We start from the raw sequence: 23,264 nt of genomic DNA on the forward strand, positions 1-23,264 counted from the left end.
CAGCAAAAACCGCTGTTAATTAAACTAAACATAGATAAATAGATTAAAAACTGTATTGATGCAGTTGATTGATACCCACGTCCATATCAACTTCGATGTCTTTGAGTCGGAGTTAGAGCAATTACAGCACCGATGGCTAGAAGCTGGTGTGGTTCGTCTAGTTCACTCTTGCGTAGAACCGTCTGAGTTTACAGGCATCCAAGCTCTAGCAGAGCGATTTCCCGAAATCTCCTTCGCGGTAGGCTTGCACCCCTTAGATACCGAAAAATGGACTTCCGAAACGGAAAATCAGATTTTGACCCTAGCGCGCTCTGATGCTAGGGTCGTAGCTATCGGAGAAACGGGTTTGGATTTCTATAAAGCCAAGAACCAACAACACCAAATAGAAGTGTTCAAAGCCCAACTAGGGATTGCCCACCAACTCGGCTTGCCACTGATTATCCACTGCCGTGATGCTGCTTCAGAAATGAGGGGCATACTGCAAGAATTTTGGGAAAGTACCGGGCAAATAAGAGGTGTGATGCACTGTTGGGGAGGTAATCCTCAACAAACACAGTGGTTTTTGGATTTGGGGTTTTACATAAGCTTCAGTGGCATTGTGACCTTTAAGAATGCCACTCAGGTAAAAGAATCAGCCACCATGGTACCTAGCGATCGCTTACTCATCGAAACGGATTGTCCGTTCCTTGCACCAGTCCCCAAGCGAGGCAAACGAAATGAACCAGCCTATGTCCGCTATGTAGCCGAGTGCGTTGCCCAATTACGAGGGATATCTCTAGAAGAGTTGGCTGCTCAGACCACCCAAAATGCCTGTCAGCTTTTTGGTCTTAGCCTCTCAACAGCAACTGCTGGAAAAATAGGGATTGGGTAAATCTCAACCAGACCTGAAAGGGTAAAACCTGAAGGTTGGTTCTTGATAATCTCAACTCCCCTACTCTCCTAGGGTTCAGTAGAAAGAGAATCATGGGGAGACTCCTAGGTTTACTGTGAACACCTATAAAAGGAAATAAGAGGAAATCATCCAACTCTCCAACTCTTTGAATAGTACTTTTGGGAGAGGCTTACCGAGGGAGGGTTGACAAAAGGGCGCTCAGATGCTACCCTAGGTGTTCTGAATACAACTAACCCAACGACAAGCCCCACAACGGTTTTAGTCTCCAGCTAAGCACAACCCATGTGTAGGGCAGGGCACATCGACGGTGACAAGTGTAAAAACCACAACTAGTACCGGGAGCAATTACTCCAAGTCCAGTATAGTGTTTTGGTTGTTTTCCTGATGCCTGAGTTTCTGTCAATCTAGTAATAGACATGGTTGAAATCCCCACGGATGGTTTTCGAAAAGTGGAAGATTGAAGGCAATCTAAGCCATATGATTCAAAGCTATCAACATCTAAAACCTAGATTAGGGTTACCTAAGGTGGCAGGTGTTCAGCTAAAGAATTCCACGTTTACGTTATCTGTGGGAGTGTCAATTCTAACAGTGTATCTAGTATCTATTAGCTCGAACCCAAGTTTTAAGGAACTGTTAAAGTACAAGTACTGCCTTGGGAAGGGAATCAAAATCGGCGCTGACTTAAAAAGAGTGAAGAACAGACCCCATGACTAATCAGACTTACACAACAGCCACCTATATGTTGCCAGACTTAGTTGAAATTCAGCGTGCTAGCTTTCGCTGGTTCTTGGAGGAGGGGCTAATTGAAGAACTCAATAGCTTCTCGCCGATTACCGACTACACTGGCAAAATGGAGCTGCACTTCTTGGGTCAAAACTACAGGCTTAAGTCTCCTAAATATGATGTGGATGAAGCCAAACGGCGAGACAGTACCTATGCCGTACAAATGTACGTTCATACCCGGCTGATTAATAAAGAAACCGGGGAGATCAAGGAACAAGAAGTCTTCATCGGTGATTTGCCTCTGATGACAGACCGAGGCACATTTATCATTAACGGTGCTGAGCGAGTCATTGTTAACCAAATTGTTCGCTCTCCTGGGGTTTACTACAAGTCTGAAACTGATAAAAACGGACGTCGTACCTACTCAGCCTCCTTGATTCCCAACCGGGGGGCTTGGTTGAAGTTTGAAACCGATAAAAATAACTTAGTTTGGGTGCGCATCGACAAAACCCGTAAACTGTCTGCACAGGTGCTTTTAAAAGCCTTGGGGCTTGGTGATAGTGAAATTATCGATGCTATGCGCCACCCAGACTACTATCAAAAAACCCTTGACAAAGAAGGGAACCCCAGTGAAGAAGAAGCCCTACTTGAGCTGTACCGCAAGCTGCGTCCTGGGGAACCTCCCACTGTTAGTGGTGGTCAGCAGTTATTGGAATCCCGTTTCTTTGACCAGAAGCGTTATGACCTAGGTCGGGTTGGTCGCTACAAAATCAATAAAAAACTACGGCTGAATATTCCTGACACGGTAAGGGTATTGACCCCCCAAGACATACTCGGGGCAATTGATTACCTAATCAACCTGGAATTTGACATTGGTAGCACAGACGATATTGACCACCTAGGAAATCGCCGAGTGCGCTCTGTTGGTGAACTGCTGCAAAACCAAGTGCGGGTGGGACTCAATCGCCTAGAGCGGATTATTAGAGAACGGATGACCGTTTCAGAATCCGATACCCTTACCCCAGCATCATTGGTAAACCCCAAACCCCTAGTAGCAGCGATTAAGGAATTTTTTGGGTCCTCTCAGCTGTCCCAATTTATGGACCAGACCAATCCATTAGCTGAATTGACCCATAAACGGCGTCTGTCTGCCCTAGGTCCTGGGGGGTTAACTCGGGAACGGGCAGGTTTTGCAGTGCGGGATATTCATCCATCTCACTATGGCAGAATTTGTCCCATTGAAACTCCAGAAGGTCCCAACGCAGGTCTGATTGGCTCCTTGGCAACCCACGCTCGGGTTAACAATTATGGTTTTATTGAAACTCCTTCTTACCCAGTAGAAAATGGGCGAGTCCTAAAAGACCGACCGCCCTTGTACATGACCGCAGATGAAGAAGATGACCTGAGGGTAGCACCAGGAGATATTGCCTTAGATGAGGAAGGTTACATCCTGGGAGAGTCTGTACCAGTCCGATATCGGCAAGAATTCACCACCACCACCCCTGACCAAGTGGACTATGTGGCCGTATCACCAGTGCAAATTATCTCTGTTGCGACGTCTCTAATTCCCTTCTTAGAACATGATGATGCCAACCGAGCTCTGATGGGCTCAAATATGCAGCGGCAAGCTGTGCCATTGCTTCGACCTGAGCGCCCCTTAGTGGGAACAGGATTGGAAGCCCAGGCGGCTCGGGACTCTGGTATGGTGGTGGTTGCTGCCAGTGATGGTGAGGTGGTGTATGTCGATGCTAATACAATTCGGTTACAGCCTTATCAAAAGACCATCACAGATACCCCAGCCCTGCCAGGGGAGACGGGCAATGAAAATCAGTTAGAATTTCCTAGCCCTATCCAACCAAAAGAAACCCCACCAATTATTGAATACTCCCTCCAAAAGTACCAGCGCTCTAACCAAGATACCTGCTTGAATCAACGACCCTTGGTGTATGTAGGAGATGAAGTTGTTGCAGGTCAGGTACTGGCAGATGGCTCGGCTACAGAAGGGGGTGAAATCGCCCTGGGACAAAATATTCTAGTAGCTTATATGCCTTGGGAAGGCTATAACTACGAAGATGCCATCCTGGTTAGTGAACGGCTAGTTTACGATGATGTCTACACAAGTATTCACGTTGAAAAGTATGAAATAGAAGCGCGACAGACTAAACTAGGTCCGGAAGAAATAACCCGAGAAATTCCCAATGTGGGGGAAGATGCCCTGCGTCAGTTAGATGAAACCGGGATCATTCGGATTGGAGCCTGGGTAGAAGCTGGGGATATCTTGGTGGGGAAAGTTACTCCCAAGGGGGAATCAGACCAGCCACCGGAAGAAAAACTATTGCGAGCTATATTTGGGGAAAAAGCTAGGGATGTTCGGGACAATTCTCTGCGAGTCCCCAATGGTGAGAAAGGGCGTGTGGTAGATGTGCGGGTATTTACCAGAGAGCAAGGGGATGAACTGCCACCGGGAGCCAACATGGTAGTGCGTGTATATGTGGCTCAGAAGCGTAAAATCCAGGTTGGTGACAAAATGGCAGGTCGTCACGGCAATAAAGGAATTATTTCCCGGATTTTGCCCATCGAAGATATGCCCTACCTGCCCGATGGTACACCTGTAGATATTGTACTTAACCCCCTGGGAGTACCCAGTCGCATGAATGTGGGTCAGGTATTTGAATGTCTATTAGGATGGGCTGGGGAACACCTGAATGTCCGATTTAAGCTTACTCCCTTCGACGAAATGTACGGCGCAGAAGCATCCCGCCTCACCGTCCATAACAAGCTTAAAGAAGCCAGTGAGCAACCTGATAAAGAGTGGGTATTTAATCCAGACCATGCCGGAAAAATTACTGTCTACGATGGTCGCACCGGAGAAGCCTTTGACCAACCAGTCACAGTGGGGCAAGCCTATATGCTCAAGCTAGTCCACTTGGTAGACGATAAAATTCATGCTCGCTCCACCGGACCGTACTCCCTAGTGACCCAGCAACCCTTGGGGGGTAAAGCCCAACAAGGTGGTCAGCGGTTTGGGGAAATGGAAGTCTGGGCATTAGAAGCATTTGGAGCATCTTACACCCTCCAAGAATTGCTCACTGTCAAATCAGACGATATGCAAGGGCGCAACGAAGCTCTCAATGCCATTGTCAAAGGAAAAGCCATTCCCCGACCTGGTACTCCAGAATCCTTCAAGGTACTGATGCGAGAACTCCAATCCTTAGGACTCGACATAGCTGTTCACAAAGTCGAAACCACAGAAGACGGTAGTAGCAATGATATGGAAGTCGATTTAATGACCGATTCAGAACGCCATCGAACACCACGCTCACCAACCTATGAATCCCTCAACCAGGAAGAGTTGGAAGAAGAAGAAGCCTAAAAGGTGGCTCTATATGAGTGTCTGTGAATAGGGAAATGACAAAATTATGGGAAGCCAAATAGAACAGCGGTTTGACTACGTAAAAATTGGTATTGCCTCTCCTGAGAGAATTCGTCAATGGGGAGAAAGGACTCTGCCGAACGGTCAAATGGTCGGTGAAGTGACTAAGCCAGAAACCATTAACTATCGCACCCTCAAACCGGAGATGGATGGGCTGTTCTGTGAGCGCATCTTTGGTCCAGCTAAAGACTGGGAATGCCATTGTGGTAAGTACAAGCGGGTACGGCACCGAGGTATTGTCTGTGAACGCTGTGGTGTGGAAGTGACCGAATCCCGGGTAAGGCGTCACCGTATGGGATACATTAAACTAGCCGCACCCGTGGCTCATGTCTGGTATCTCAAAGGCATTCCTAGCTACCTCAGTATTTTGCTTGATATGCCCCTGCGGGATGTAGAACAGATTGTCTACTTCAACGCCTACGTAGTACTAAACCCAGGTAATGCCGAAAACCTTAGCTATAAACAGCTACTCACCGAAGACCAATGGCTGGAAATCGAGGAGCAGCTCTATAGCGAAGACTCAGACCTATCTGGGGTAGACGTGGGGATTGGGGCTGAGGCTCTGCAACGACTCCTACAGGATTTGGATTTAGATGCGATCGCAGAAAAGCTGCGAGAAGAAATTGCGGCTTCTAAAGGTCAAAAGCGAGCTAAGCTCATCAAACGGTTGCGAGTGATTGACAACTTTATTGGCACCGGGGCTCAGCCAGATTGGATGGTGCTGAGTGTCATCCCTGTGATTCCCCCCGACCTGCGACCGATGGTCCAACTGGATGGGGGTCGCTTTGCTACCTCTGACTTGAATGACCTCTATCGACGAGTCATCAACCGCAACAATCGACTAGCCCGGTTGCAGGAAATTCTGGCACCAGAAATTATTGTCCGCAATGAAAAGCGGATGCTTCAGGAAGCTGTGGATGCCCTGATTGACAATGGCAGGCGAGGGCGGACGGTCGTAGGGGCAAACAATCGACCCCTGAAGTCCCTCTCGGACATTATCGAAGGTAAACAGGGTCGCTTCCGACAAAACCTGCTAGGAAAACGGGTGGATTACTCCGGACGGTCAGTGATTGTAGTCGGCCCAAAGCTGCATATCCACCAGTGTGGTTTGCCCAGAGAGATGGCGATTGAGCTGTTTCAACCTTTTGTGATTCACCGCCTGATTCGTCAGGGTTTGGTGAATAACATAAAAGCAGCTAAAAAATTGATTCAACGGGGAGATCCCACTGTGTGGGACGTACTCGAAGAAGTGATTGCAGGTCACCCGGTCATGCTAAATCGAGCCCCAACTCTACACCGACTAGGAATTCAAGCCTTTGAACCCATTTTGGTAGAAGGTCGTGCCATTCAACTGCACCCCTTAGTCTGTCCAGCGTTTAATGCCGACTTTGATGGCGACCAGATGGCAGTACATGTGCCCCTATCCCTAGAATCCCAAGCAGAGGCTAGGTTGTTAATGCTGGCATCGAACAATATTCTCTCACCAGCAACAGGTCGCCCTATTATAGCACCGAGTCAAGATATGGTTTTGGGATGCTATTATCTAACCGCCAAAAATCCCAAGGCAACCAAGGGAGCAGGTCGTTACTTTGCTAACCTCGAGGATGCAATCAAAGCCTACGAACAAAAGCAAGTACACCTCCATGCCTATATTTGGGTGCGCTATGACGGCATAGTTGATACAGACGAACCAGACAAGGAGATGATTTCTGAAAAATCTTCACCCGATGGTATGGTGACCAAAGTCTACAAAAACCGGCGAGTGAGGGAAACAGCCGATGGTGAACTTATTTCCCAGTACATCCGCACCACCGCAGGTCGGATCATCTACAACAAAACTATTCAAGAAGCCCTATGGGGCTAGGTAAAAGTTAAGCATTTAGAATTTAGAATGCGTGAATTTAGAATTTAGAATTAGGAAATTCAAGAGAATGTAGAATTTAGAATGTAGAATTTAGAATGTAGGATTTTCAAGCTGAGGGCGTGACATGAGCCCATAAAAGCTTACTATATAAGGCTTTGATGCCAATGATATCAGGCAATATACAGTCGTAAATTGACCCTCTTTTCATTTTCTGGAAGCTCAAACCCTTATAACTGCATCCAAGGTCGCGCCCAAAACAGCATGTATTTTTTTATAACTGATGGGCTTAAATTATTACCCAGTAAGGTTTTCAGATTGCATGTCACCCCCCCAGATTTTAAATTCTTAATTCTTAATTCTTAATTCTTAATTCTTAATTCTTAATTCTTAATTCTTAATTCTTAATTCTTAATTCTTAATTCTTAATTCTTAATTCTTAATTCTTCATCCCCTTCAAAATCATGGCAGATAAAAAAGCTCAAAAAGACTGGATTTTTTATAATCGGATTGTTGATAAAGGCCGCTTAAAAAAGCTGATCTCTTGGGCGTATACCAAATATGGCAGTGCCCGGACAGCCCAAATGGCAGACAAACTCAAAGATCTGGGGTTTCGCTATGCTACCCAGGCGGGGGTTTCTATCAGTGTAGATGACCTGCAAGTGCCACCAGCTAAACGCCAGATGTTAGATGAGGCGGAAGCTATGATTCGTGCCACAGAAGGCCGGTTCACTAGGGGTGAAATTACTGAAGTTGAACGGTTTCAAAAAGTTATCGATACCTGGAACGGAACCTCTGAGGCTCTCAAAGATGAGGTCGTCCGTAACTTCAAAGACACAAACCCCCTAAATTCAGTGTACATGATGGCTTTTTCCGGAGCACGGGGTAACTTGTCTCAGGTGCGGCAATTGGTAGGTATGCGGGGTCTGATGGCTAATCCCCAAGGTGAAATTATTGACCTACCGATTAAGACTAACTTCCGGGAAGGCTTAACGGTAACGGAATACATTATCTCATCCTACGGAGCCCGCAAAGGCTTGGTGGATACTGCCCTGAGAACGGCTGACTCTGGATACCTCACCCGTCGTCTGGTGGATGTTTCCCAGGACGTGATTGTACGAGACCTTGATTGTGGCACCACTCGGGGCATCAAAATCACACCCATGACCGATGGCGATCGCGTTTTAATTTCCCTAGCGGATAAGCTCTTAGGTCGAATTTTAGCAGAGGAATTGGTTCATCCAAAAACCAAGAAAGTAATTGCTAAACAAAACCAAGATGTATCTGATGAACTAGCCAAAGAGATTGAATCGTCTGGTATTAAAGAAGTAATGGTGCGATCGCCTCTAACCTGTGAAGCCCAGCGGTCAGTTTGCCAGAGATGCTATGGTTGGAGCTTAGCTCATGGGCACATGGTGGATTTGGGCGAAGCGGTAGGGATTATTGCTGCCCAGTCTATTGGGGAACCAGGAACTCAGTTGACTATGCGGACCTTCCACACGGGGGGTGTGTTTACCGGGGAAGTGGCACGCCAGCTCTCTGCTCCCATGAAGGGTGTAGTAAGCTTTGGTAAAAACCTACGTACCCGCCAAGTTAGGACTCGCCACGGTGACGACCGTCAACAAGTGGAAGTAGCTGGGGATCTGATTTTGGAAACAACTAATGGCTCTGCCAAAACCTTTCCTTTAACAGCGGGCTCCTTGCTCTTAGTCAGTAATGGGCAAACGGTCAACAAGGGTGATCTCTTAGCGGAAGTAGCCCTGAGTAAAAGCCGTCCCTCCACAGAAAAAGCGGCTAAGGATGTGGCATCGGATTTAGCCGGGGAAGTGCTATTTGCTGACTTAGTCCCCGAGGAAAAAACAGATCGACAGGGTAATACCACTCGGATTGCCCAGCGCAGCGGTTTGCTCTGGATTTTATCTGGGGAAGTCTATAACCTACCCCCTGGTGCCGAACCGGTGGTGAAAAATGGGGATACTGTAGAGATGGGGACAGTAATGGCGGAAACCAAATTAGTCACACTCAACGGTGGTGTGGTGCGACTGACCCCAGGCAAAAGAGAAATTGACATTATCACAGCTTCCGTCCGCTTGGATCAATCACAGGTGAGAATGGAAAGCACGGGGGGTCGGGAACAATATGTGATTCATACCGCCAATAATCAGCACTTTTCCCTGAAGGCAACCCCTGGCACAAAGGTAATCAACCACCAGGTGGTGGCGGAACTGATTGATGACCAATACTACACTAAAACCGGTGGCATCATTAAATATGCTGGTGTAGAGGTGGCTAAACGGGGTAAAGCCAAGCAAGGTTACGAAGTTACCAAAGGGGGTACCTTACTCTGGATTCCGGAAGAATGCCATGAGGTTAACAAAGATATTTCCCTGCTGCTTGTGGAAGACGGTCAATACGTGGAAGCAGGGACAGAAGTGGTTAAGGATATCTTCTGTCAGTCGTCCGGTGTAGTGGAAGTTGTCCAAAAAAATGACATCCTCCGGGAAATTGTGGTTAAGCCTGGGGAATTTCATCTGGTGGATAACCTGCCAGAGAACATGACCAGTGAGGGTCAGCTGATCTATCCCGGCTCCGAGCAGTTGCCAGGGATAACGGTAGACAACCTGTGTTATGGAGAAGCAGTGGATACACCTGATGGTATGGCACTGCTGCTGCGGCCAGTGACGGAGTTTGCTGTACCAGATGAGCCAGCGGTTCCCTCTCAGGCGTCCATTAATACCCAAGACAATTCCAACCAAGCTCCCCAAGGAACCCAGATTGAATTGCGAGCCCTCCAACGCATTCCCTATAAAGATGGAGAGCGGGTCAAGTCTGTGGATGGGGTGGAATTACTCCGCACCCAGCTGGTATTGGAAATGAGCAGCCCCGATGCTGGCAGTGACCATTCTAGTTCATCCCAGCTGAGTGCTGACATTGAGTTAGTCAGTACTGAGGAGGATGAAGCCTCTGAGGATATGCGATTACAACTGGTTATCCTGGAGTCGTTGGTGGTTCGCCGGGATAGCAATGCAGATCCGTTAGGGGGCAATACCAAAACCCGGATTTTAGTCAATGATGGGGACGAAATTCCTGCAGGTGCGGTAGTGGCTCGAACAGAAATTCAGTGTAAGGAAGCTGGTGAAGTCCGGGGGATTCAAGAAGGATTGGAAGCCATTCGCCGAGTGCTGGTGGTCAGGGATGCTGACCGAGTCACAATCCCGATTACATCTCCTGCCACAGTCAAAGTAGGGGATTTGGTCGTTGGTACCAACACCTTAGCGGAAGGGACACCCGCTGGAGAATCAGGTCAGGTGGTTCAGGTGACGGATGATTCCGTTATCCTGCGACTGGCTCGTCCATACCGAGTTTCTGCAGGGGCAATTTTGCAAATTGACAAGGGAGATTTGGTGCAGCGGGGTGATAACCTGGTACTACTGGTGTTTGAACGGGCCAAGACAGGGGATATTATCCAAGGTTTGCCCAGGATTGAAGAACTACTAGAAGCTCGCAAACCCAAAGAAGCCTGTATATTGGCCAGACGTCCTGGAGAAGCCCAGGTGATTTATGAAGAAGGTGAAACCGTTGATATCAAGGTAATTGAGTCAGACGGAGTCGTAACCGATTACCCCATTTCCCCTGGGCAAAATGCTATTGTTTCCGATGGTCAGCAAGTCGGTACCGCTGAACCAATCACCGATGGCCCAGCCAATCCCCATGAAATTTTAGAGATTTTCTTCAACTATTGTCTCGAAAAGAGAGGTGTCTACGAAGCGGCTTTAAAGGGATTGCAACAAGCACAGGCATTTTTGGTAAATGAAGTGCAGTCGGTGTATCAGTCTCAAGGCATTGATATTGCTGATAAACATATTGAGGTGATTGTTCGTCAGATGACCTCTAAAGTCAGGGTAGACGATGGTGGTGATACCACTATGCTACCAGGAGAACTCGTGGAGTTGCGGCAGATTGAGACAGTGAATGAAGCAATGGCTATCACTGGTGGTGCCCCAGCTCAGTATACACCTGTACTACTGGGAATTACCAAAGCATCCCTTAATACGGATTCATTTATCTCTGCTGCCAGCTTCCAAGAAACTACTCGTGTGCTGACAGAAGCAGCGATCGAAGGGAAATCTGACTGGCTCAGGGGTCTGAAGGAGAATGTCATCATTGGGCGTCTGATTCCCGCAGGAACTGGCTTCAATGCTTACCAAGAGCCCAATCTTGGTAGTCCAGAACCGGAATTCGACCATGGGAGTAGCATGGTCTATGGCTATGGTGAACCCACCGATAGTGCTGAATTACAGCAAGGCAACCTGCTTGATGATAACACAGCCCGTGTTTACAGCTTAGATGAGGAGAGTGATTTGGCTGCTGATCCTAGCAACTTAGACCCCTTGAATGGAAATTATTAACAATAAGGAACTCTACCCCGGATAAATCGTGGGAAAAACAAGGGCGTCTGATAATCAGCTTTTTAAAAGCTTTTCATCAGACGCCCTTACGGTATTATTTAGTATGATTCATTGCTATCACCAGACTTCAACCTAGCTGTATGCTTAGGTGTGGATGCAGTCGCTCATCAGTTTTCCACGGGGATTACAAGGTGCAGAGGCAACCCTGGGCACATAGCCCCCAATGATTTATAATACACCAGTCCTGAACTAACCTAGTGTGATCTGAAAACAATAATAAGGGGTTATCAACATGACAACTGTCAGTAAAAGTGAAAAACTCAAGGAAATACAGGAAGCCTATAAAAATAGTAATAAAATGGCTTATGAGTTGTGTAGAGTATTTGAACAGGTCTGGCAAGTTGCTCCAGATGAATCAGCCTTAGCAATCGCCAATAAGATTATGTTAAAAGACATATCTTATTTTATGTTTGTGTTTGATTTGGACACCGAGGAAGGTTATAGCGAAAAGCTCAAACAGGCTAGCAAGGAATCATTTAGAAGTCGTAGAGAATGGCGTCAAAAATTAGAAGACTTAGAAGAAAAAAAACAGCTGGAAGCAGAAGAAGAGGAAGTTAAGGAAAATTTGTTAAATTTACTAAATGATTCTAGCGCTGAGACTGATAGCAAGATTAGAGAAAATTTATTGGATATAGTAAAAGCTTGTCTTTGATTAAACCAGAGCATTACCCAGCTCTCTACTATACCAAAGGGAACAGGGAACAGGGAACAGGGAACAGGGAGTAGTGAGTAGGGAGTAGGGAACAGGGAACAAAATTCTCACAATTCATTTAGGATTCCTATACCATCACTGTTGCTTCAATGCTCCCTTGCTACAAGTTACAGGTAAATCGAAGCGTCTCTGGCTCACATCAGCCTTGATCAGCTCAGTTATTGACAAAAGTCATAACTGGGGGTATAGAGTTAAGCAGAAAATTGGGGAAAAAGGGATTGACCGTAGGTCAGGCTACGCGATGCTCCTTTGGAGCCGCTACGCGATCGCATTCGGCCAATCCGCTGTCCCACTTACCTTCATGTAGGGTGGGCAGTGCAGCAGACCGATTCACCAAGCTGGCCATAGCATTGGTAAGCACTGCCCACCAAAGGATTAATCACAATGGTTCGAGATGTAGGGTGGGCAGGGTCGCAGACAGATTCACCAAGCTGGCCATAGCATTGGTAAGCACTGACCACCAAACCATTAATCACAATGGTTCGAGGTGTAGGGTGGGCAGTGCAGCAGACCGATTCACCAAGCTAGTCATAGCCTTGCTAAGCACTGCCCACCCTAGGATTAATCACAATGGTCGAAGATCTCAGTTAAACGGAGAGGAAGAACAAGGGAAAGACAAGCCAGATCAAGGAGATTTTAACTAGTCAGTTATTTCCGCCACGGTATACGAGCGTTATACAAACTTCAGATCCTGTGCTTGGCTATAGCCATCAGGAACTATAGCAATAATGTCAATTTTCAAACTAGCCGGCATGGGAACAAGCTTCAAACTATCCGCTACGCTCATACCTCCAGCAATATTATTAGCAATCTGTTCCACTGAACCAATATTTGTCAAATCAGAAGGAGACAAGCCTGGAGTGATAGCAATAAAGTTTTTTAACAAGACATAGTTGCTGCCTTTGTGCAGTTGAATTTTATCCTTACCAGATTCGAACTTCTCAATTAGAACGAAGTCATTGAGACCATAAGTTCCTCCTCCCCCGACATAGTAAGGATTCTTGCTATCTCCAGCCGCCAATGTATCATTACCAGCTCCTCCGGTTAAGGTATCCTTTTCATTAATACCTGGATTGTTAAGTTTGGGATTTACACCTATGAGGATGTCATCACCAGAGCCCTCAAGCAGCCTGTCATTACCTAAGCCGCCAATCACAGTGTCGTTACCTGAGTCCCCAGACAAACTGTCATTGCCAGAGCCGCCACGCAGACTGTCGTTATCATCGCCACCCACCAGAGTGTCATTACCTCCACCACCAGACAGAGTGTCATTACCTCCACCACCAGACAGACAATCATTACCTGGGCCGCCAGACAGAATGTCATTACCTGGGCCGCCAAACAGACAATCGTTGGATAGCGTCTCTATTTCAGTTACTAATGTATCCATAGTCAATTTACTCTTTTTTTCGATATGAACGGTAGTCTAGGTAGGGTATGATTGAGAACAGCTATGGTTTTGTCGTCTTGCCTGACAGCAATAGGGAGCAGACCTATTTGTGAACACCATCGAGCTCTCAATCATCCCTTGGCTTAACGACTGCAATCAGATTAGCGATCGCTTTTCTGAAACCTCAACTAAACAGGATTAGCCACTCATTAGCTTGAGTCTTAGCAGTAATTCTGATCCCCTTTGCTGCCCAGTTGATGTTTGGTGGGCAGTGCAGCAGACCGATTCACCAAGCTAGTCATAGCCAAAGTAAGCACTGCCCACCAAACCATTAATCACAATGGTTCGAGATGTAGGGTGGGCAGTGCAGCAGACCAATTCACCAAGCTGGCCATAGCCAAAGTAAGCACTGCCCACCAAACGATTCATCACAATGCTCCGAGATGTAGGGTGGGCAGTGCAGCAGACCAATTCACCAAGCTGGCCATAGCCAAAGTAAGCACTGCCCACCAAACCATTAATCACAATGGTTCGAGATCTAGGGTGGGCAGTGCAGCAGACCGATTCACCAAGCCTGCCATAGCATTGGGTTTGCACTGCCCACCAAACGATTAATCACAATGCTCCGAGATCTCAGTTAAACGGAGAGGAAGAACAGGGGAAAGACGCGCTAGATCAAGGAGATTTTAACTAGTCAGTTGTTTCCGCCACGGTATACGAGCGTTATACAAACTTCAGATCCTGTGCTTGGCTATAGCCATCAGGAACTATAGCAATAATGTCAATTTTCAAACTAGCCGGCATGGGAACAAGCTTCAAACTATCCGCTACGCTCATACCTCCAGCAATATTATTAGCAATCTGTTCCACTGAACCAATATTTGTCAAATCAGAAGGAGACAAGCCTGGAGTGATAGCAATAAAGTTTTTTAACAAGACATAGTTGCTGCCTTTGTGGAGTTGAATTTTATCCTTACCAGATTCGAACTTCTGAATTAGAGCGAAGTCATTGAGACCATAAGTTCCTCCTCCCCCGACATAGTAAGGATTGTTCTGATCTCCAATCACCAATGTATCATTACCAACTCCTCCGATTAAGGTATCCCTTTCATTCATACCTGGCTTGTTACTGTTGGGATCTACACCTACAAGCAAATCATTACCTGAACCACCAGACAAAAAGTCGTTACCTAAGCCGCCAAACAGAGAGTCGTTACCTGACCCGCCAGACAGAGAGTCGTTACCTGAGTCGCCAAATAGAAAGTCATCACCAGACATGCCATGGAGAAAGTCGTTACCTGACCCACCAGACGCAAAGTCGTCACCATGGCCGGCAAGCACACAATCGTGACCATCGCCTCCGAAAATAGCGTCATTTCCGCCACGTGCCAGGATTAAATCGTTGTTGTTAGTACCCGGAATAAATTCAGAAGCGCCAGTACGAACAATCACGTTAAAAGATCCTGAGATTCCTTTCGACGATAATATTTTTAACTCTGACTCATCGGAAACTAAATCTTGTATTTGCTTCAAATTGAACTGAGTCGGTGTAGCAGAAGGATCAGGTAACTGGGGGCTAGGAACTTCCTGATTCTGGATAGATTTTGGCAGTGACTTGATTAAATCTAGTTCTGATTTCGAAATTAGGTTGGATAACTTCTGAGCTTCAGTTACTAAGGTGGCCATAGTCAATTTACTCTTTTTTTCGATATGAACGGTAGTCTAGGTAGGGGATGATTGAGTTCAGCTATGGTTTTGTCGTCGTGCCTAACAGCAATAGCGATGCAGCGCGGTCTTGGGGAGGCAGCGCGGTCTTGGGGGTTCCCCCCATGAGCGACTGCCGTGGTTTCCCCCATGAGCGACTGCATCAAGACAGGGAGCAGACCTATTTCTGAACACCATCGAGCTCTCAATCATCCCTTGGCTTAACGACTGCAATCAGATTAGCGATCGCTTTTCTGAAATCTCAACTAAACAGGATTAGCCAGTGATTAGCCTTGAGTCTTAGCAGTGATTGTGATCCCCTTTGCTGCCCAGTGTTGCGTCAGTGCTGACTCCGAAATGTAAACTTTTGTAACTATCTGCATAATTTCCTGAGCTTGACCTGATACTTACTTGGATGGTTTAGTTGTAAATTTTTGTAAAGAAATTATGGAATTTGCTGGATTCCCTGTTGAGTCTTTAATACAACTTACAGCCCTTGTAAGTTTTCCATGGTGCTGATCAAACCAGGTCTCAGCTAATACACATTTACTTTACATTAGCTGATTGGTTGCAATGTGATTAACAGTTAACTGTCAACGATCAACTGTAACGTTGATGCTTTAGCCACAGTCTGTAAGGGTTTACAAGTTTTATCTTAAGGAAGGCAAGCAAATGGCGCAGGGTGCGTTTTATCAAGAAGATGAACTTTTCTTAGAAGCAGTAAAGCTCTGGGATTTAGAAAATTTATATATAGATATAGGCGAACAAAAACAGAGGGAAACCCAGAATAAAACCACACTTACACCAGTAGAAAAAGTGTGCTTGAGAGGATTGCTTTGTGGCTACTCCCCAAAAAAAATAGCTGAGACTCTCCATCGCAGCTCTAACTCAATCGCTGTTGCCTTGACTAGGGGATTGTATCGATATGTCGAAGCACTAACTAATCGAGAATTAAATAGCCTCACTAACTGGAAAGACGTCCCTAAGTGGCTAGAAGTTGCAGGATACAAAATGCCTCATTACCACCACGATTGGGGGGAAGCACCAGAAATTTCGGCTTTCTATGGACGCACTAATCAACTCAATCAACTGCAGCAATGGATTAGTAAAAAGCAATACTCACTAGTAGCCATTTTGGGTATAGGAGGGATTGGTAAAACCACTCTAGCTGTCAAACTGGCAAACAACCTTCAGGGGGAATTTGAGTATATTATTTGGCGTAATCTGCGCCATGCTCCACCCCTAAAGCAACTGCTAGTAGAGCTGCTTCTCTTCCTATCTCACCAGCAATCATTCAATTTACCAGAAGACATCAACGCTCTTATTTCTAGCTTGGTAAGATGTTTACAAGAGCATCGGTGTCTGATCGTACTGGATGACGCAGAGCAGATTCTAAGTCCTGGCGCTATAGCTGGATACTATCAAGCCAACTATGAGGATTATGGTCAGCTATTTAGACGAGTAGCACAGGAAAAACACCAAAGTGCTTTGCTGCTTATCAGTTGGGAAAAATTTCTACAACTAGAGTTACTGGAGCAAAAAAATAACAGTACTGCTTCCTTAACTCTGAAGGGTTTACCTACAGAAGAAGCTGAGAAAATTTTAGTAGATAACGGTTTATGTGGAAATACAGAAGAATGGGAAACCCTGATTACCCGTTATCGAGGCAATCCCTTAGCATTAAATCTAGTAGCGACAACAATTTACAAATATTTTAATGGCAGTGTCTCGAAATTTTTAAGCTTGAATGAGGTATTTGTTCCCGAACCAATGAGGTTAATTTTAATTGCACAGTTGAATCGCTTAGATCAGTCAGAAATAGAAGTGATGAGGTATCTAGGGATAAGTACCAAACCCGTTTCCCGAGAACAATTGCGCCAGGATATTACCATTACCTCGGATTCAAAACTAATCAATGTTTTACAATCCCTCCAGAGGCGTTCACTGATTGAAACATTCACAGACATTAGTCAAACTTTTTTCACCCTATCCCCTGTAGTTAGTTCTGTGATTTTTAGTATTAAGTAGTCGGACAAAATTAGGTTTAACTGTCAAGATAGGGAACAGGGAACAGGGAACAGGGAACTGTATTAACTTTTGGTAGCTTTACAAAAGTTAATACAGTTCCGTTTATTTATGTCCAGGTACTTAGTTCAAAGGGCAAAAAGCAACAGAAGTGAGGGAGGAGTGTGGGAAGTGTGGGAAGTGTGGGGAGGGTGGGCAGAGAAGAAGGTATATTTACCCTATTCCCTGTTCCCTATTCCCTCTTCCCTGGGCATAGCGCTATAACAATTTATCTGAAATTTACTTAAAAACTAAGTCATTAACAGCAGAGGATTTCTGCAATGGCGAAATGCCAGCCAAATCCAAAATCTGGGGAATCAAGTCTTCTCGCCGGACTGCCATCATGTGAACACCCTGACAAAGTTGCTGTGCGAGCTTAACTTGCTCAGCGGCAATTTTTATCCCTTCTTGTAACTGATTATCTGCTGCTGCTAGCCGATCAATAATCTCGTCAGGGATATTAACCCCTGGAACATTTTTATTAATAAACTTAGCATTTTTAGCGGATTTGAGCAAAAATATCCCTGCTAAAATCGGCTTATTACTACCAGCAGCAATCTGATCCATAAACTTCTCTAGCCGATCAAAATCACAAATCAGCTGGCTTTGGAAAAACTGTGCTCCGGCATCCAGTTTCCGTTCAAACCGACTCTGTAACCCTGACCAACTCTTAAGCTGGGGGTCTACTGCTGCACCAGTAAATAAATCAGTTCCTTGATCAGTAAGGGGCTTATCATTGAAATCAACCCCTTGATTTAGCTTAGTAATTAGTTGCAATAGGCGTACTGATTCCAAATCAAATACACTTTTAGCATCAGGGTGATCACCTGCTTTGACTGGATCACCGGTTAGGGCGAGAATATTACTGATACCTAAAGCGTTAATACCCATCAAGTCAGCTTGCAAGGCAATGCGGTTGCGATCGCGACAAGCCACCTGACAAATTGGTTCAATTCCCTGCTGGCGTAAAATCACCGAGGCTGCCCAAGACGACATCCGCATGACTGCCCTAGAGCCATCAGTGATATTGATAGCATGGACTCTATCCTTCAGGGTTTGAGCCATTTTGACCATGTGAGCTGGGTTACCCCCCTTGGGGGGTGCCACTTCTGCAGTAATCAAAAATTCACCGGACTCAACGGCAGTGCGAAATGAGTTCTTAGTAGGGTTAGTCATTTATGGTTATAGTATGTACTTATCTCCAGGAATTAGGTTACAGCAATGAACCCTAATGCAGTTTTCACCCTGGACAAGGTCTGGTTTGCGATCGCTTCCGCTTTTTGTCGCCCCTCTCGCAACAGGCCCTCAAGATAGCCCTGCTCTGACCTAACATCTTGATACTTCTGTTGAATCGGCTTGAGCGCTTCAATTGTTACCTCTGTGAGTAAGGGCTTGAATGTGCCCCAACCCATATCCTGACATTCTGTCGCCACCTCTTCCTTTGTTTTCCCAGAAAGCAGGGTATACAAAGTTAGTAGATTATCACATTCCGGGCGTTCTGGATCATCAAACCATAAGCCTCTAATCGGGTCAGTTTTACAGCGCTTGATTTTCTTTTGGATCTCCTGAGGGGAGTCAAGCACGTTAATCCTGCTCAACTCGGATGGATCAGACTTAGACATTTTGCGCCTGCCATCAGTGAGACTCATGACACGAGCACCAGCTTTTCGGATCATAGGCTCTGGCAACTTTAGCACAAGATTCTGGTGACTGCCAAACTTGTCATTGACTCGGATAGCGATATTACGAGTCAGTTCGATGTGTTGCTTCTGGTCCTCTCCCACTGGAACTTGATCGGCATCATAAAGTAGAATATCCGCTGCCATCAATACTGGGTAGTCCAGTAAGCCAGTACTGACATTTTCCCCTTGTTTTACTGCTTTTTCCTTGAACTGGATCATTCGCTCTAGCCAGTTGAGAGGGGTAATGCAGTTGAGCAGCCAAGCTAGTTCACTGTGGGCAGGGATATGGGATTGTACGAAGATGGTAGAGCATTCTAAATCAATCCCGCAGGCTAAGTAGAGGGCAGCAATGCTTAAGGTATCTTCTGCTAGAGTGGCAGGGTTATGGGGTACAGTAATAGCGTGTAAATCAACTACACAAAATAGATTATCATACTGACTTTGACCTTCGACCCAGTTGCGGATAGCTCCAAGATAGTTACCCAGGTGAAGATTGCCAGTTGGTTGAACTCCAGATAGAACGCGCTGTTTACCCATGTATGATCGAGTGATTGCTTAAATCGGTTTGCCGAAACGGTATCAGTGTAATCCCATTTTCCCACTGGTTAGGCTAAATTTGGATTATTTTCGCCATTGCTAGGTCGTTAACCCAGCCATCAGTTCAGGCATCAGTTAAAATTTTTTGCCATTTATGGCAGCTTGGATGAGAATATAGTGGTGTAAAGATTCTTAATATTTTCTTAATTGGACTTATAGCATGGCAGAAATTCAGTTCTCTAGAGGCATCACAGAAGAAGTTGTACCCGATATACGTATAACTCGCTCGAAAACTGGTCAGACTGGCACTGCAACCTTTTATTTTAACAAGCCTCAAGCTATCGATAAAGACTTTAAGGAAGATATCACCGGAATGTACATGGTTGACGAAGAAGGTGAGATTTCTACCAGTAAGGTTAATGGCAAATTTGTTAATGGTGAACCAATGGCTATAGAAGCAACTTACATAATGAAATCTCGAGAGCAGTGGGATCGTTTCATTCGTTTTATAGAACGGTATAGTGAAGAAAATGGACTTAGTAAATCCAAACAGGATTAAGCTGAGTCTTGAGTGCTGGGTACTAAGTCTGGTTTACAGGGTCTGGTTTACAGCTAACCGTCAACCGTCAAAAACGCTTAGTACTCAGCACTATACCCAAGTCAGATGTCGCTGATTTCCTTAGTAATCACATTAATGGGAGCAGAGCAATAAACGCAAAGCTCATTAGCAATCGCTACCGCTTCTTCAGGGGTTTTATCTAAGTACATTGCGGTCAGAGCATAATCTTGTCCAGCACCAATGGCACCAAATTCATTAATTTTATCGACAAGATAGCCATCACTGATACAAAAAATATCCTGTTCTACTGCTAACAAATATTCATTTCTGCGACCAAAGGTATCGTCTTTATCCTTTGCCCAAGCATAAAATTCCACAATAAAATCCAGAACAGCCTGAACCGTAGGAGCGGCTGGAGAATGGTTTCTGGCAAATATTTGCATGAAACTCAGTTCCATGGTATATCCCACGCCGCCAATAATCATGTTATTGATTTCAAATAGCTTGCCCCACTCATCCCCAGTGACCCGGTGAGTTTGCTTGAGGTATCCTGACAGCCGAATGCTGTCGGAGGCAAAAACTAGTTTATCAGGGTATTTTCTGGCAGCCACAACGCTCATAAGTTGCTCCTAATGGTTTTAGTGGTTGATTACGGTGAAACAGGCATCGATATAGCAATCATTAACAAACTAGTTTAGCCTTATCCATTGCAACCAGTTCCTGTAGGGTGGGCAGTGCCTGGAGTGTGGGGTGTGGGGTGACCGGGTGTGGGGTGTGGGGAGATGGGGAGATGGGGAGATAGGGGAGATAGGGGAGATTTTTATTAAGGGTAATTATCCTGACATGATATAGCAATTCTACGACTTGTGAGGTACAAATTTCTGGTTTTTAGGGAGCAGGGAGCAGGGAGCAGGGAGCAGGGAAGAGGTAAGAGAGAAGAGGGAAGAGGTAAAAAATAATGTGTACCTCATAGCTACGAGAAACGCTATATAGCACTACGCATTCAGATGTTTGACATTGTCTTGATGCAGTCGCTCATGGGGGAAACCCCCTTTGGCCGACTGCATCGCTCCTAAACTCCGAAACCTAGTCCTAGCTTACTTTTGACTTCTGACTTCTGACTTCTGACGCTAAGCGTAGCGCTATATAATGCCCTGTGGCCAGCTGATCTGATCTGGGTGCATCTCAATGCAGGGCGGTCTTGGCGGAAACCCCCACTCGCGCTTTGCATCAAGACGGGAGTAGGAAACAGGAAAAAAATCCTGTGTACCTGATTAAGATCAGAACCGCTATCAGAAACACATTTTGAAACCCAAACCCCAGGAAGGATTAGCTGAGGAGAATAGTGTTGGAATCGGGAAGAAGTAGTTTTCGAGACTTCTTCCCGATTCCCGATTCCCGACTCCCGACTCCCGACTCCCAACTCCCGACTCCCGATTCCAAATTCTAAATTCTAAATTCTAAATTCTACTTGGTGGTGCGTTACGGGGCGGGCTATTCCAATACTGGCGCTCGAAGTTGAAAATGAGGGCAAGCCCGCCCCTAACGCACCCTACATTCGCGCATTCTAAATTCTAAATTCTAACTTCCCGATTCCCCTACACAAGATTTCCAAGACCAGCGATTAAGCCGCGACAGACACTAGTCATAAAATCTAAGTCCAGGGTATCAATGCGATCGCTTGGTTTATGGTAATGGGGATTGCGCAGAAATGCTGTATCGGTTACCATCAAAGCTCGATAACCTTGGTCCCAAAATGGAGCGTGGTCACTGAGTCTGGTCTGACGAACGATTACCCCTCGTAATGGTACTGGTAAGCACTGACAAGGGATCCCAGCTTGGCGGATACGGCGAGCTAAATGCCTAAAATCAAGGATTGTTGGCAAGTTTCCTACTAAGGCAATGAAGTCCCCCTGATTGGGGTAAAAGTATTTTAGTCCTGGTGGGTACCATTGGGAATTGGGAGTGCGATCGCAATACCCTAACATTTCCAAAGACAGCATTAACCGCAAGGGTTGCTGTTGTTCCTTTAAATAGGCAGCATAGGCAGCACTTCCGAGCAATCCAGACTCTTCCATATCAAATGCTACCAGTCGAACTGGGCGTTTAGGCGCTTGAGTGGCAAAGGCTCTAGCTAATTCCAATAGCACCGCTACGCCGGTAGCATTATCATCTGCTCCTGGGCTTCCAGGTACCGCATCATAGTGAGAGCCAATTAAAATCGGAGCAAACTGTTGCGGTCTCGCCTCTTTTCCCGGTAGATTCAGAATCAGATTATGATGGGTTTTGCCCGACACCTGAAACTTGTGAATTTCAACGCTTCCCCACTGTTCTAATTCCTGGCGGATGTACTCCTGGACATAGAAATGTCCCGCAGATGCCATATACGGATCGCGATCGCGTACTATCTGACTGAGGTGGGTGATTAGACGTTCTTTTAGATCCAAAGTAATGTAATCAGGCAGAAGATTATCACCTAATCTTACCATCTGGGGATTTGGTCCCAAGTAAGCATTCAGCCGTCAGCGGTCAGTGGTCAGCGGTCAGTGGTCAGTGGTCAGCCGTCAGCGGTCAGTGGTCAGCGGTCAGTGGTCAGCGGTCAGCGGTCAGTGGTCAGCGGTCAGTGGTCAGCCGTCAGCCGTCAGCCGTCAGCCGTCAGCCGTCAGCTAACGTAACTCAGATTAAACTAATGCTTACCTGTTTTATTCAAAAGCTGATAGCTGATAGCTGATAGCTGATAGCTGATAGCTGATAGCTGATAGCTGATAGCTGATAGCTGATAGCTGATTGCTGATTGCTGATTGCTGATTGCTGATTGCTGATTGCTGATTGCTGATTGCTGATTGCTGATTGCTGATTGCTGATTGCTGATAGCTGATTGCTGATTGCTGATTGCTTACGGTCCCAACAGCACCCCTACACCAGTACCATGATTATGTGCTCAGGTGATTTCCGGGTAACCGATTGTAGTCAAAATCCCTGATTATGGGATATAATTAGATTAAACTATTCCGATATTTTTTCTCGTGTCCAGGTAGATTCAGCATTACATGGTGATGGCTTCTAGCCAACACTTGATTCTCCTGGATTTCGAGACTTCCTAATTTTTATAATTCTGAGCAGATGGACTGCGACCCAAAGAAATGCCCCCCATCTCCCATATACAGATTGCGATCTACAGCGTTTGTATATGGGTTGTAAACACACTTCTTGTCAAAAAAGGCAGCTATGCAGAAGT

19 protein-coding genes are annotated in these 23,264 nt (G+C 45.9%); 11 read left to right on the plus strand and 8 right to left on the minus strand.

The features are described from left to right. The first annotated feature begins 58 nt into the window (after positions 1 to 58). Positions 59 to 871 carry a TatD family hydrolase gene (locus F6J90_RS26745; protein WP_293100458.1) on the plus strand — a complete coding sequence of 271 codons (813 nt, stop codon included), beginning with the start codon at positions 59 to 61 and terminating at the stop codon, positions 869 to 871. A gap of 250 nt (positions 872 to 1,121) precedes the next feature. Here F6J90_RS26745 and F6J90_RS26750 read toward each other — a convergent pair whose 3' ends face one another. Next, positions 1,122 to 1,310: a hypothetical protein gene (locus tag F6J90_RS26750; protein WP_293100461.1), complete on the minus strand. Its 189-nt coding sequence runs from the start codon at positions 1,308 to 1,310 to the stop codon at positions 1,122 to 1,124. Positions 1,311 to 1,598: 288 nt separating this feature from the next. On the opposite strand from F6J90_RS26750, the gene rpoB reads away from it, so the two are divergent. From rpoB to F6J90_RS26775, 5 genes are all read left to right on the plus strand, one after another. Then, a complete protein-coding gene (gene rpoB, locus F6J90_RS26755) occupies positions 1,599 to 4,988 on the plus strand; it encodes a DNA-directed RNA polymerase subunit beta (protein ID WP_293100464.1) in 3,390 nt (1,129 codons plus the stop codon). 46 nt (positions 4,989 to 5,034) lie between these two features. Then, positions 5,035 to 6,912 (plus strand): DNA-directed RNA polymerase subunit gamma, encoded by a 1,878-nt coding sequence (locus F6J90_RS26760; RefSeq protein ID WP_293100467.1) that lies wholly within the window; start codon positions 5,035 to 5,037, stop codon positions 6,910 to 6,912. A 461-nt stretch (positions 6,913 to 7,373) separates the two neighbouring features. Further along, complete coding sequence (locus F6J90_RS26765; protein WP_293100470.1) at positions 7,374 to 11,318, plus strand: DNA-directed RNA polymerase subunit beta'; 3,945 nt, start codon at positions 7,374 to 7,376, stop codon at positions 11,316 to 11,318. A 292-nt stretch (positions 11,319 to 11,610) separates the two neighbouring features. Further along, positions 11,611 to 12,030 (plus strand): hypothetical protein, encoded by a 420-nt coding sequence (locus F6J90_RS26770; RefSeq protein ID WP_293100473.1) that lies wholly within the window; start codon positions 11,611 to 11,613, stop codon positions 12,028 to 12,030. A 263-nt stretch (positions 12,031 to 12,293) separates the two neighbouring features. Then, complete coding sequence (locus F6J90_RS26775; protein ID WP_293100476.1) at positions 12,294 to 12,734, plus strand: hypothetical protein; 441 nt, start codon at positions 12,294 to 12,296, stop codon at positions 12,732 to 12,734. A gap of 29 nt (positions 12,735 to 12,763) precedes the next feature. Here the strand turns inward: F6J90_RS26775 and F6J90_RS26780 are convergent, their stop codons facing one another. Next, positions 12,764 to 13,480 carry a calcium-binding protein gene (locus F6J90_RS26780; protein ID WP_293100479.1) on the minus strand — a complete coding sequence of 239 codons (717 nt, stop codon included), beginning with the start codon at positions 13,478 to 13,480 and terminating at the stop codon, positions 12,764 to 12,766. A gap of 264 nt (positions 13,481 to 13,744) precedes the next feature. Here F6J90_RS26780 and F6J90_RS26785 point away from each other — a divergent pair, with 264 nt between their 5' ends. After that, complete coding sequence (locus tag F6J90_RS26785; protein WP_293100482.1) at positions 13,745 to 14,095, plus strand: hypothetical protein; 351 nt, start codon at positions 13,745 to 13,747, stop codon at positions 14,093 to 14,095. Between the two features lie 108 nt (positions 14,096 to 14,203). Here the strand turns inward: F6J90_RS26785 and F6J90_RS26790 are convergent, their stop codons facing one another. After that, the gene (locus F6J90_RS26790; RefSeq protein ID WP_293100485.1) at positions 14,204 to 15,166 is read right to left on the minus strand and encodes a calcium-binding protein; all 963 of its coding nucleotides are present in this window, start codon (positions 15,164 to 15,166) and stop codon (positions 14,204 to 14,206) included. 2 nt (positions 15,167 to 15,168) lie between these two features. Beyond that, the gene (locus F6J90_RS26795; protein WP_293100488.1) at positions 15,169 to 15,336 is read right to left on the minus strand and encodes a hypothetical protein; all 168 of its coding nucleotides are present in this window, start codon (positions 15,334 to 15,336) and stop codon (positions 15,169 to 15,171) included. A gap of 520 nt (positions 15,337 to 15,856) precedes the next feature. Between F6J90_RS26795 and F6J90_RS26800 the strand changes: the two genes are divergently transcribed. Together F6J90_RS26800 and F6J90_RS26805 are read left to right on the plus strand one after the other, a co-directional pair. Further along, on the plus strand, positions 15,857 to 17,212 hold the full coding sequence (locus F6J90_RS26800) for an NB-ARC domain-containing protein (RefSeq protein ID WP_293100490.1): 1,356 nt from the start codon (positions 15,857 to 15,859) through the stop codon (positions 17,210 to 17,212). Between the two features lie 108 nt (positions 17,213 to 17,320). Continuing rightward, a complete protein-coding gene (locus F6J90_RS26805; protein ID WP_293100492.1) occupies positions 17,321 to 17,473 on the plus strand; it encodes a hypothetical protein in 153 nt (50 codons plus the stop codon). Positions 17,474 to 17,488: 15 nt separating this feature from the next. On the opposite strand, the gene F6J90_RS26810 is transcribed toward F6J90_RS26805, so the two are convergent. Next, entirely contained in the window at positions 17,489 to 18,424 is a 936-nt protein-coding gene (locus tag F6J90_RS26810) for a methylenetetrahydrofolate reductase (protein WP_293100495.1), read from the minus strand. A gap of 32 nt (positions 18,425 to 18,456) precedes the next feature. Further along, on the minus strand, positions 18,457 to 19,467 hold the full coding sequence (gene trpS, locus F6J90_RS26815) for a tryptophan--tRNA ligase (protein WP_293100497.1): 1,011 nt from the start codon (positions 19,465 to 19,467) through the stop codon (positions 18,457 to 18,459). A gap of 220 nt (positions 19,468 to 19,687) precedes the next feature. On the opposite strand from trpS, the gene psb28 reads away from it, so the two are divergent. Then, entirely contained in the window at positions 19,688 to 20,026 is a 339-nt protein-coding gene (gene psb28 / locus F6J90_RS26820) for a photosystem II reaction center protein Psb28 (protein WP_293100500.1), read from the plus strand. Between the two features lie 101 nt (positions 20,027 to 20,127). Here the strand turns inward: psb28 and F6J90_RS26825 are convergent, their stop codons facing one another. Together F6J90_RS26825 and F6J90_RS26830 are read right to left on the minus strand one after the other, a co-directional pair. Next, entirely contained in the window at positions 20,128 to 20,646 is a 519-nt protein-coding gene (locus tag F6J90_RS26825; protein WP_293100503.1) for a hypothetical protein, read from the minus strand. Between the two features lie 978 nt (positions 20,647 to 21,624). Further along, positions 21,625 to 22,515 carry a M20/M25/M40 family metallo-hydrolase gene (locus F6J90_RS26830; protein ID WP_293100506.1) on the minus strand — a complete coding sequence of 297 codons (891 nt, stop codon included), beginning with the start codon at positions 22,513 to 22,515 and terminating at the stop codon, positions 21,625 to 21,627. A 57-nt stretch (positions 22,516 to 22,572) separates the two neighbouring features. On the opposite strand from F6J90_RS26830, the gene F6J90_RS43760 reads away from it, so the two are divergent. Further along, on the plus strand, positions 22,573 to 22,701 hold the full coding sequence (locus F6J90_RS43760; protein ID WP_366513875.1) for a hypothetical protein: 129 nt from the start codon (positions 22,573 to 22,575) through the stop codon (positions 22,699 to 22,701). Positions 22,702 to 23,264: the final 563 nt, after the last annotated feature.

Origin of the sequence: Moorena sp. SIOASIH, assembly GCF_010671925.1 — a bacterium.
Classification (GTDB): Bacteria; Cyanobacteriota; Cyanobacteriia; order Cyanobacteriales; family Coleofasciculaceae; genus Moorena.

Bases quoted from the DNA above. Each gene is read 5' to 3' on its own strand.
- F6J90_RS26745 (WP_293100458.1), top strand. From the start codon at position 59: ATGCAGTTGATTGATACCCACGTCCATATCAACTTCGATGTCTTTGAG.
- F6J90_RS26750 (WP_293100461.1), bottom strand. From the start codon at position 1,310: ATGTCTATTACTAGATTGACAGAAACTCAGGCATCAGGAAAACAACCA.
- rpoB (WP_293100464.1), top strand. From the start codon at position 1,599: ATGACTAATCAGACTTACACAACAGCCACCTATATGTTGCCAGACTTA.
- F6J90_RS26760 (WP_293100467.1), top strand. From the start codon at position 5,035: ATGGGAAGCCAAATAGAACAGCGGTTTGACTACGTAAAAATTGGTATT.
- F6J90_RS26765 (WP_293100470.1), top strand. From the start codon at position 7,374: ATGGCAGATAAAAAAGCTCAAAAAGACTGGATTTTTTATAATCGGATT.
- F6J90_RS26770 (WP_293100473.1), top strand. From the start codon at position 11,611: ATGACAACTGTCAGTAAAAGTGAAAAACTCAAGGAAATACAGGAAGCC.
- F6J90_RS26780 (WP_293100479.1), bottom strand. From the start codon at position 13,480: ATGGATACATTAGTAACTGAAATAGAGACGCTATCCAACGATTGTCTG.
- F6J90_RS26790 (WP_293100485.1), bottom strand. From the start codon at position 15,166: ATGGCCACCTTAGTAACTGAAGCTCAGAAGTTATCCAACCTAATTTCG.
- F6J90_RS26795 (WP_293100488.1), bottom strand. From the start codon at position 15,336: ATGGGGGAAACCACGGCAGTCGCTCATGGGGGGAACCCCCAAGACCGC.
- F6J90_RS26800 (WP_293100490.1), top strand. From the start codon at position 15,857: ATGGCGCAGGGTGCGTTTTATCAAGAAGATGAACTTTTCTTAGAAGCA.
- F6J90_RS26805 (WP_293100492.1), top strand. From the start codon at position 17,321: ATGTCCAGGTACTTAGTTCAAAGGGCAAAAAGCAACAGAAGTGAGGGA.
- F6J90_RS26810 (WP_293100495.1), bottom strand. From the start codon at position 18,424: ATGACTAACCCTACTAAGAACTCATTTCGCACTGCCGTTGAGTCCGGT.
- trpS (WP_293100497.1), bottom strand. From the start codon at position 19,467: ATGGGTAAACAGCGCGTTCTATCTGGAGTTCAACCAACTGGCAATCTT.
- psb28 (WP_293100500.1), top strand. From the start codon at position 19,688: ATGGCAGAAATTCAGTTCTCTAGAGGCATCACAGAAGAAGTTGTACCC.
- F6J90_RS26825 (WP_293100503.1), bottom strand. From the start codon at position 20,646: ATGAGCGTTGTGGCTGCCAGAAAATACCCTGATAAACTAGTTTTTGCC.
- F6J90_RS26830 (WP_293100506.1), bottom strand. From the start codon at position 22,515: ATGGTAAGATTAGGTGATAATCTTCTGCCTGATTACATTACTTTGGAT.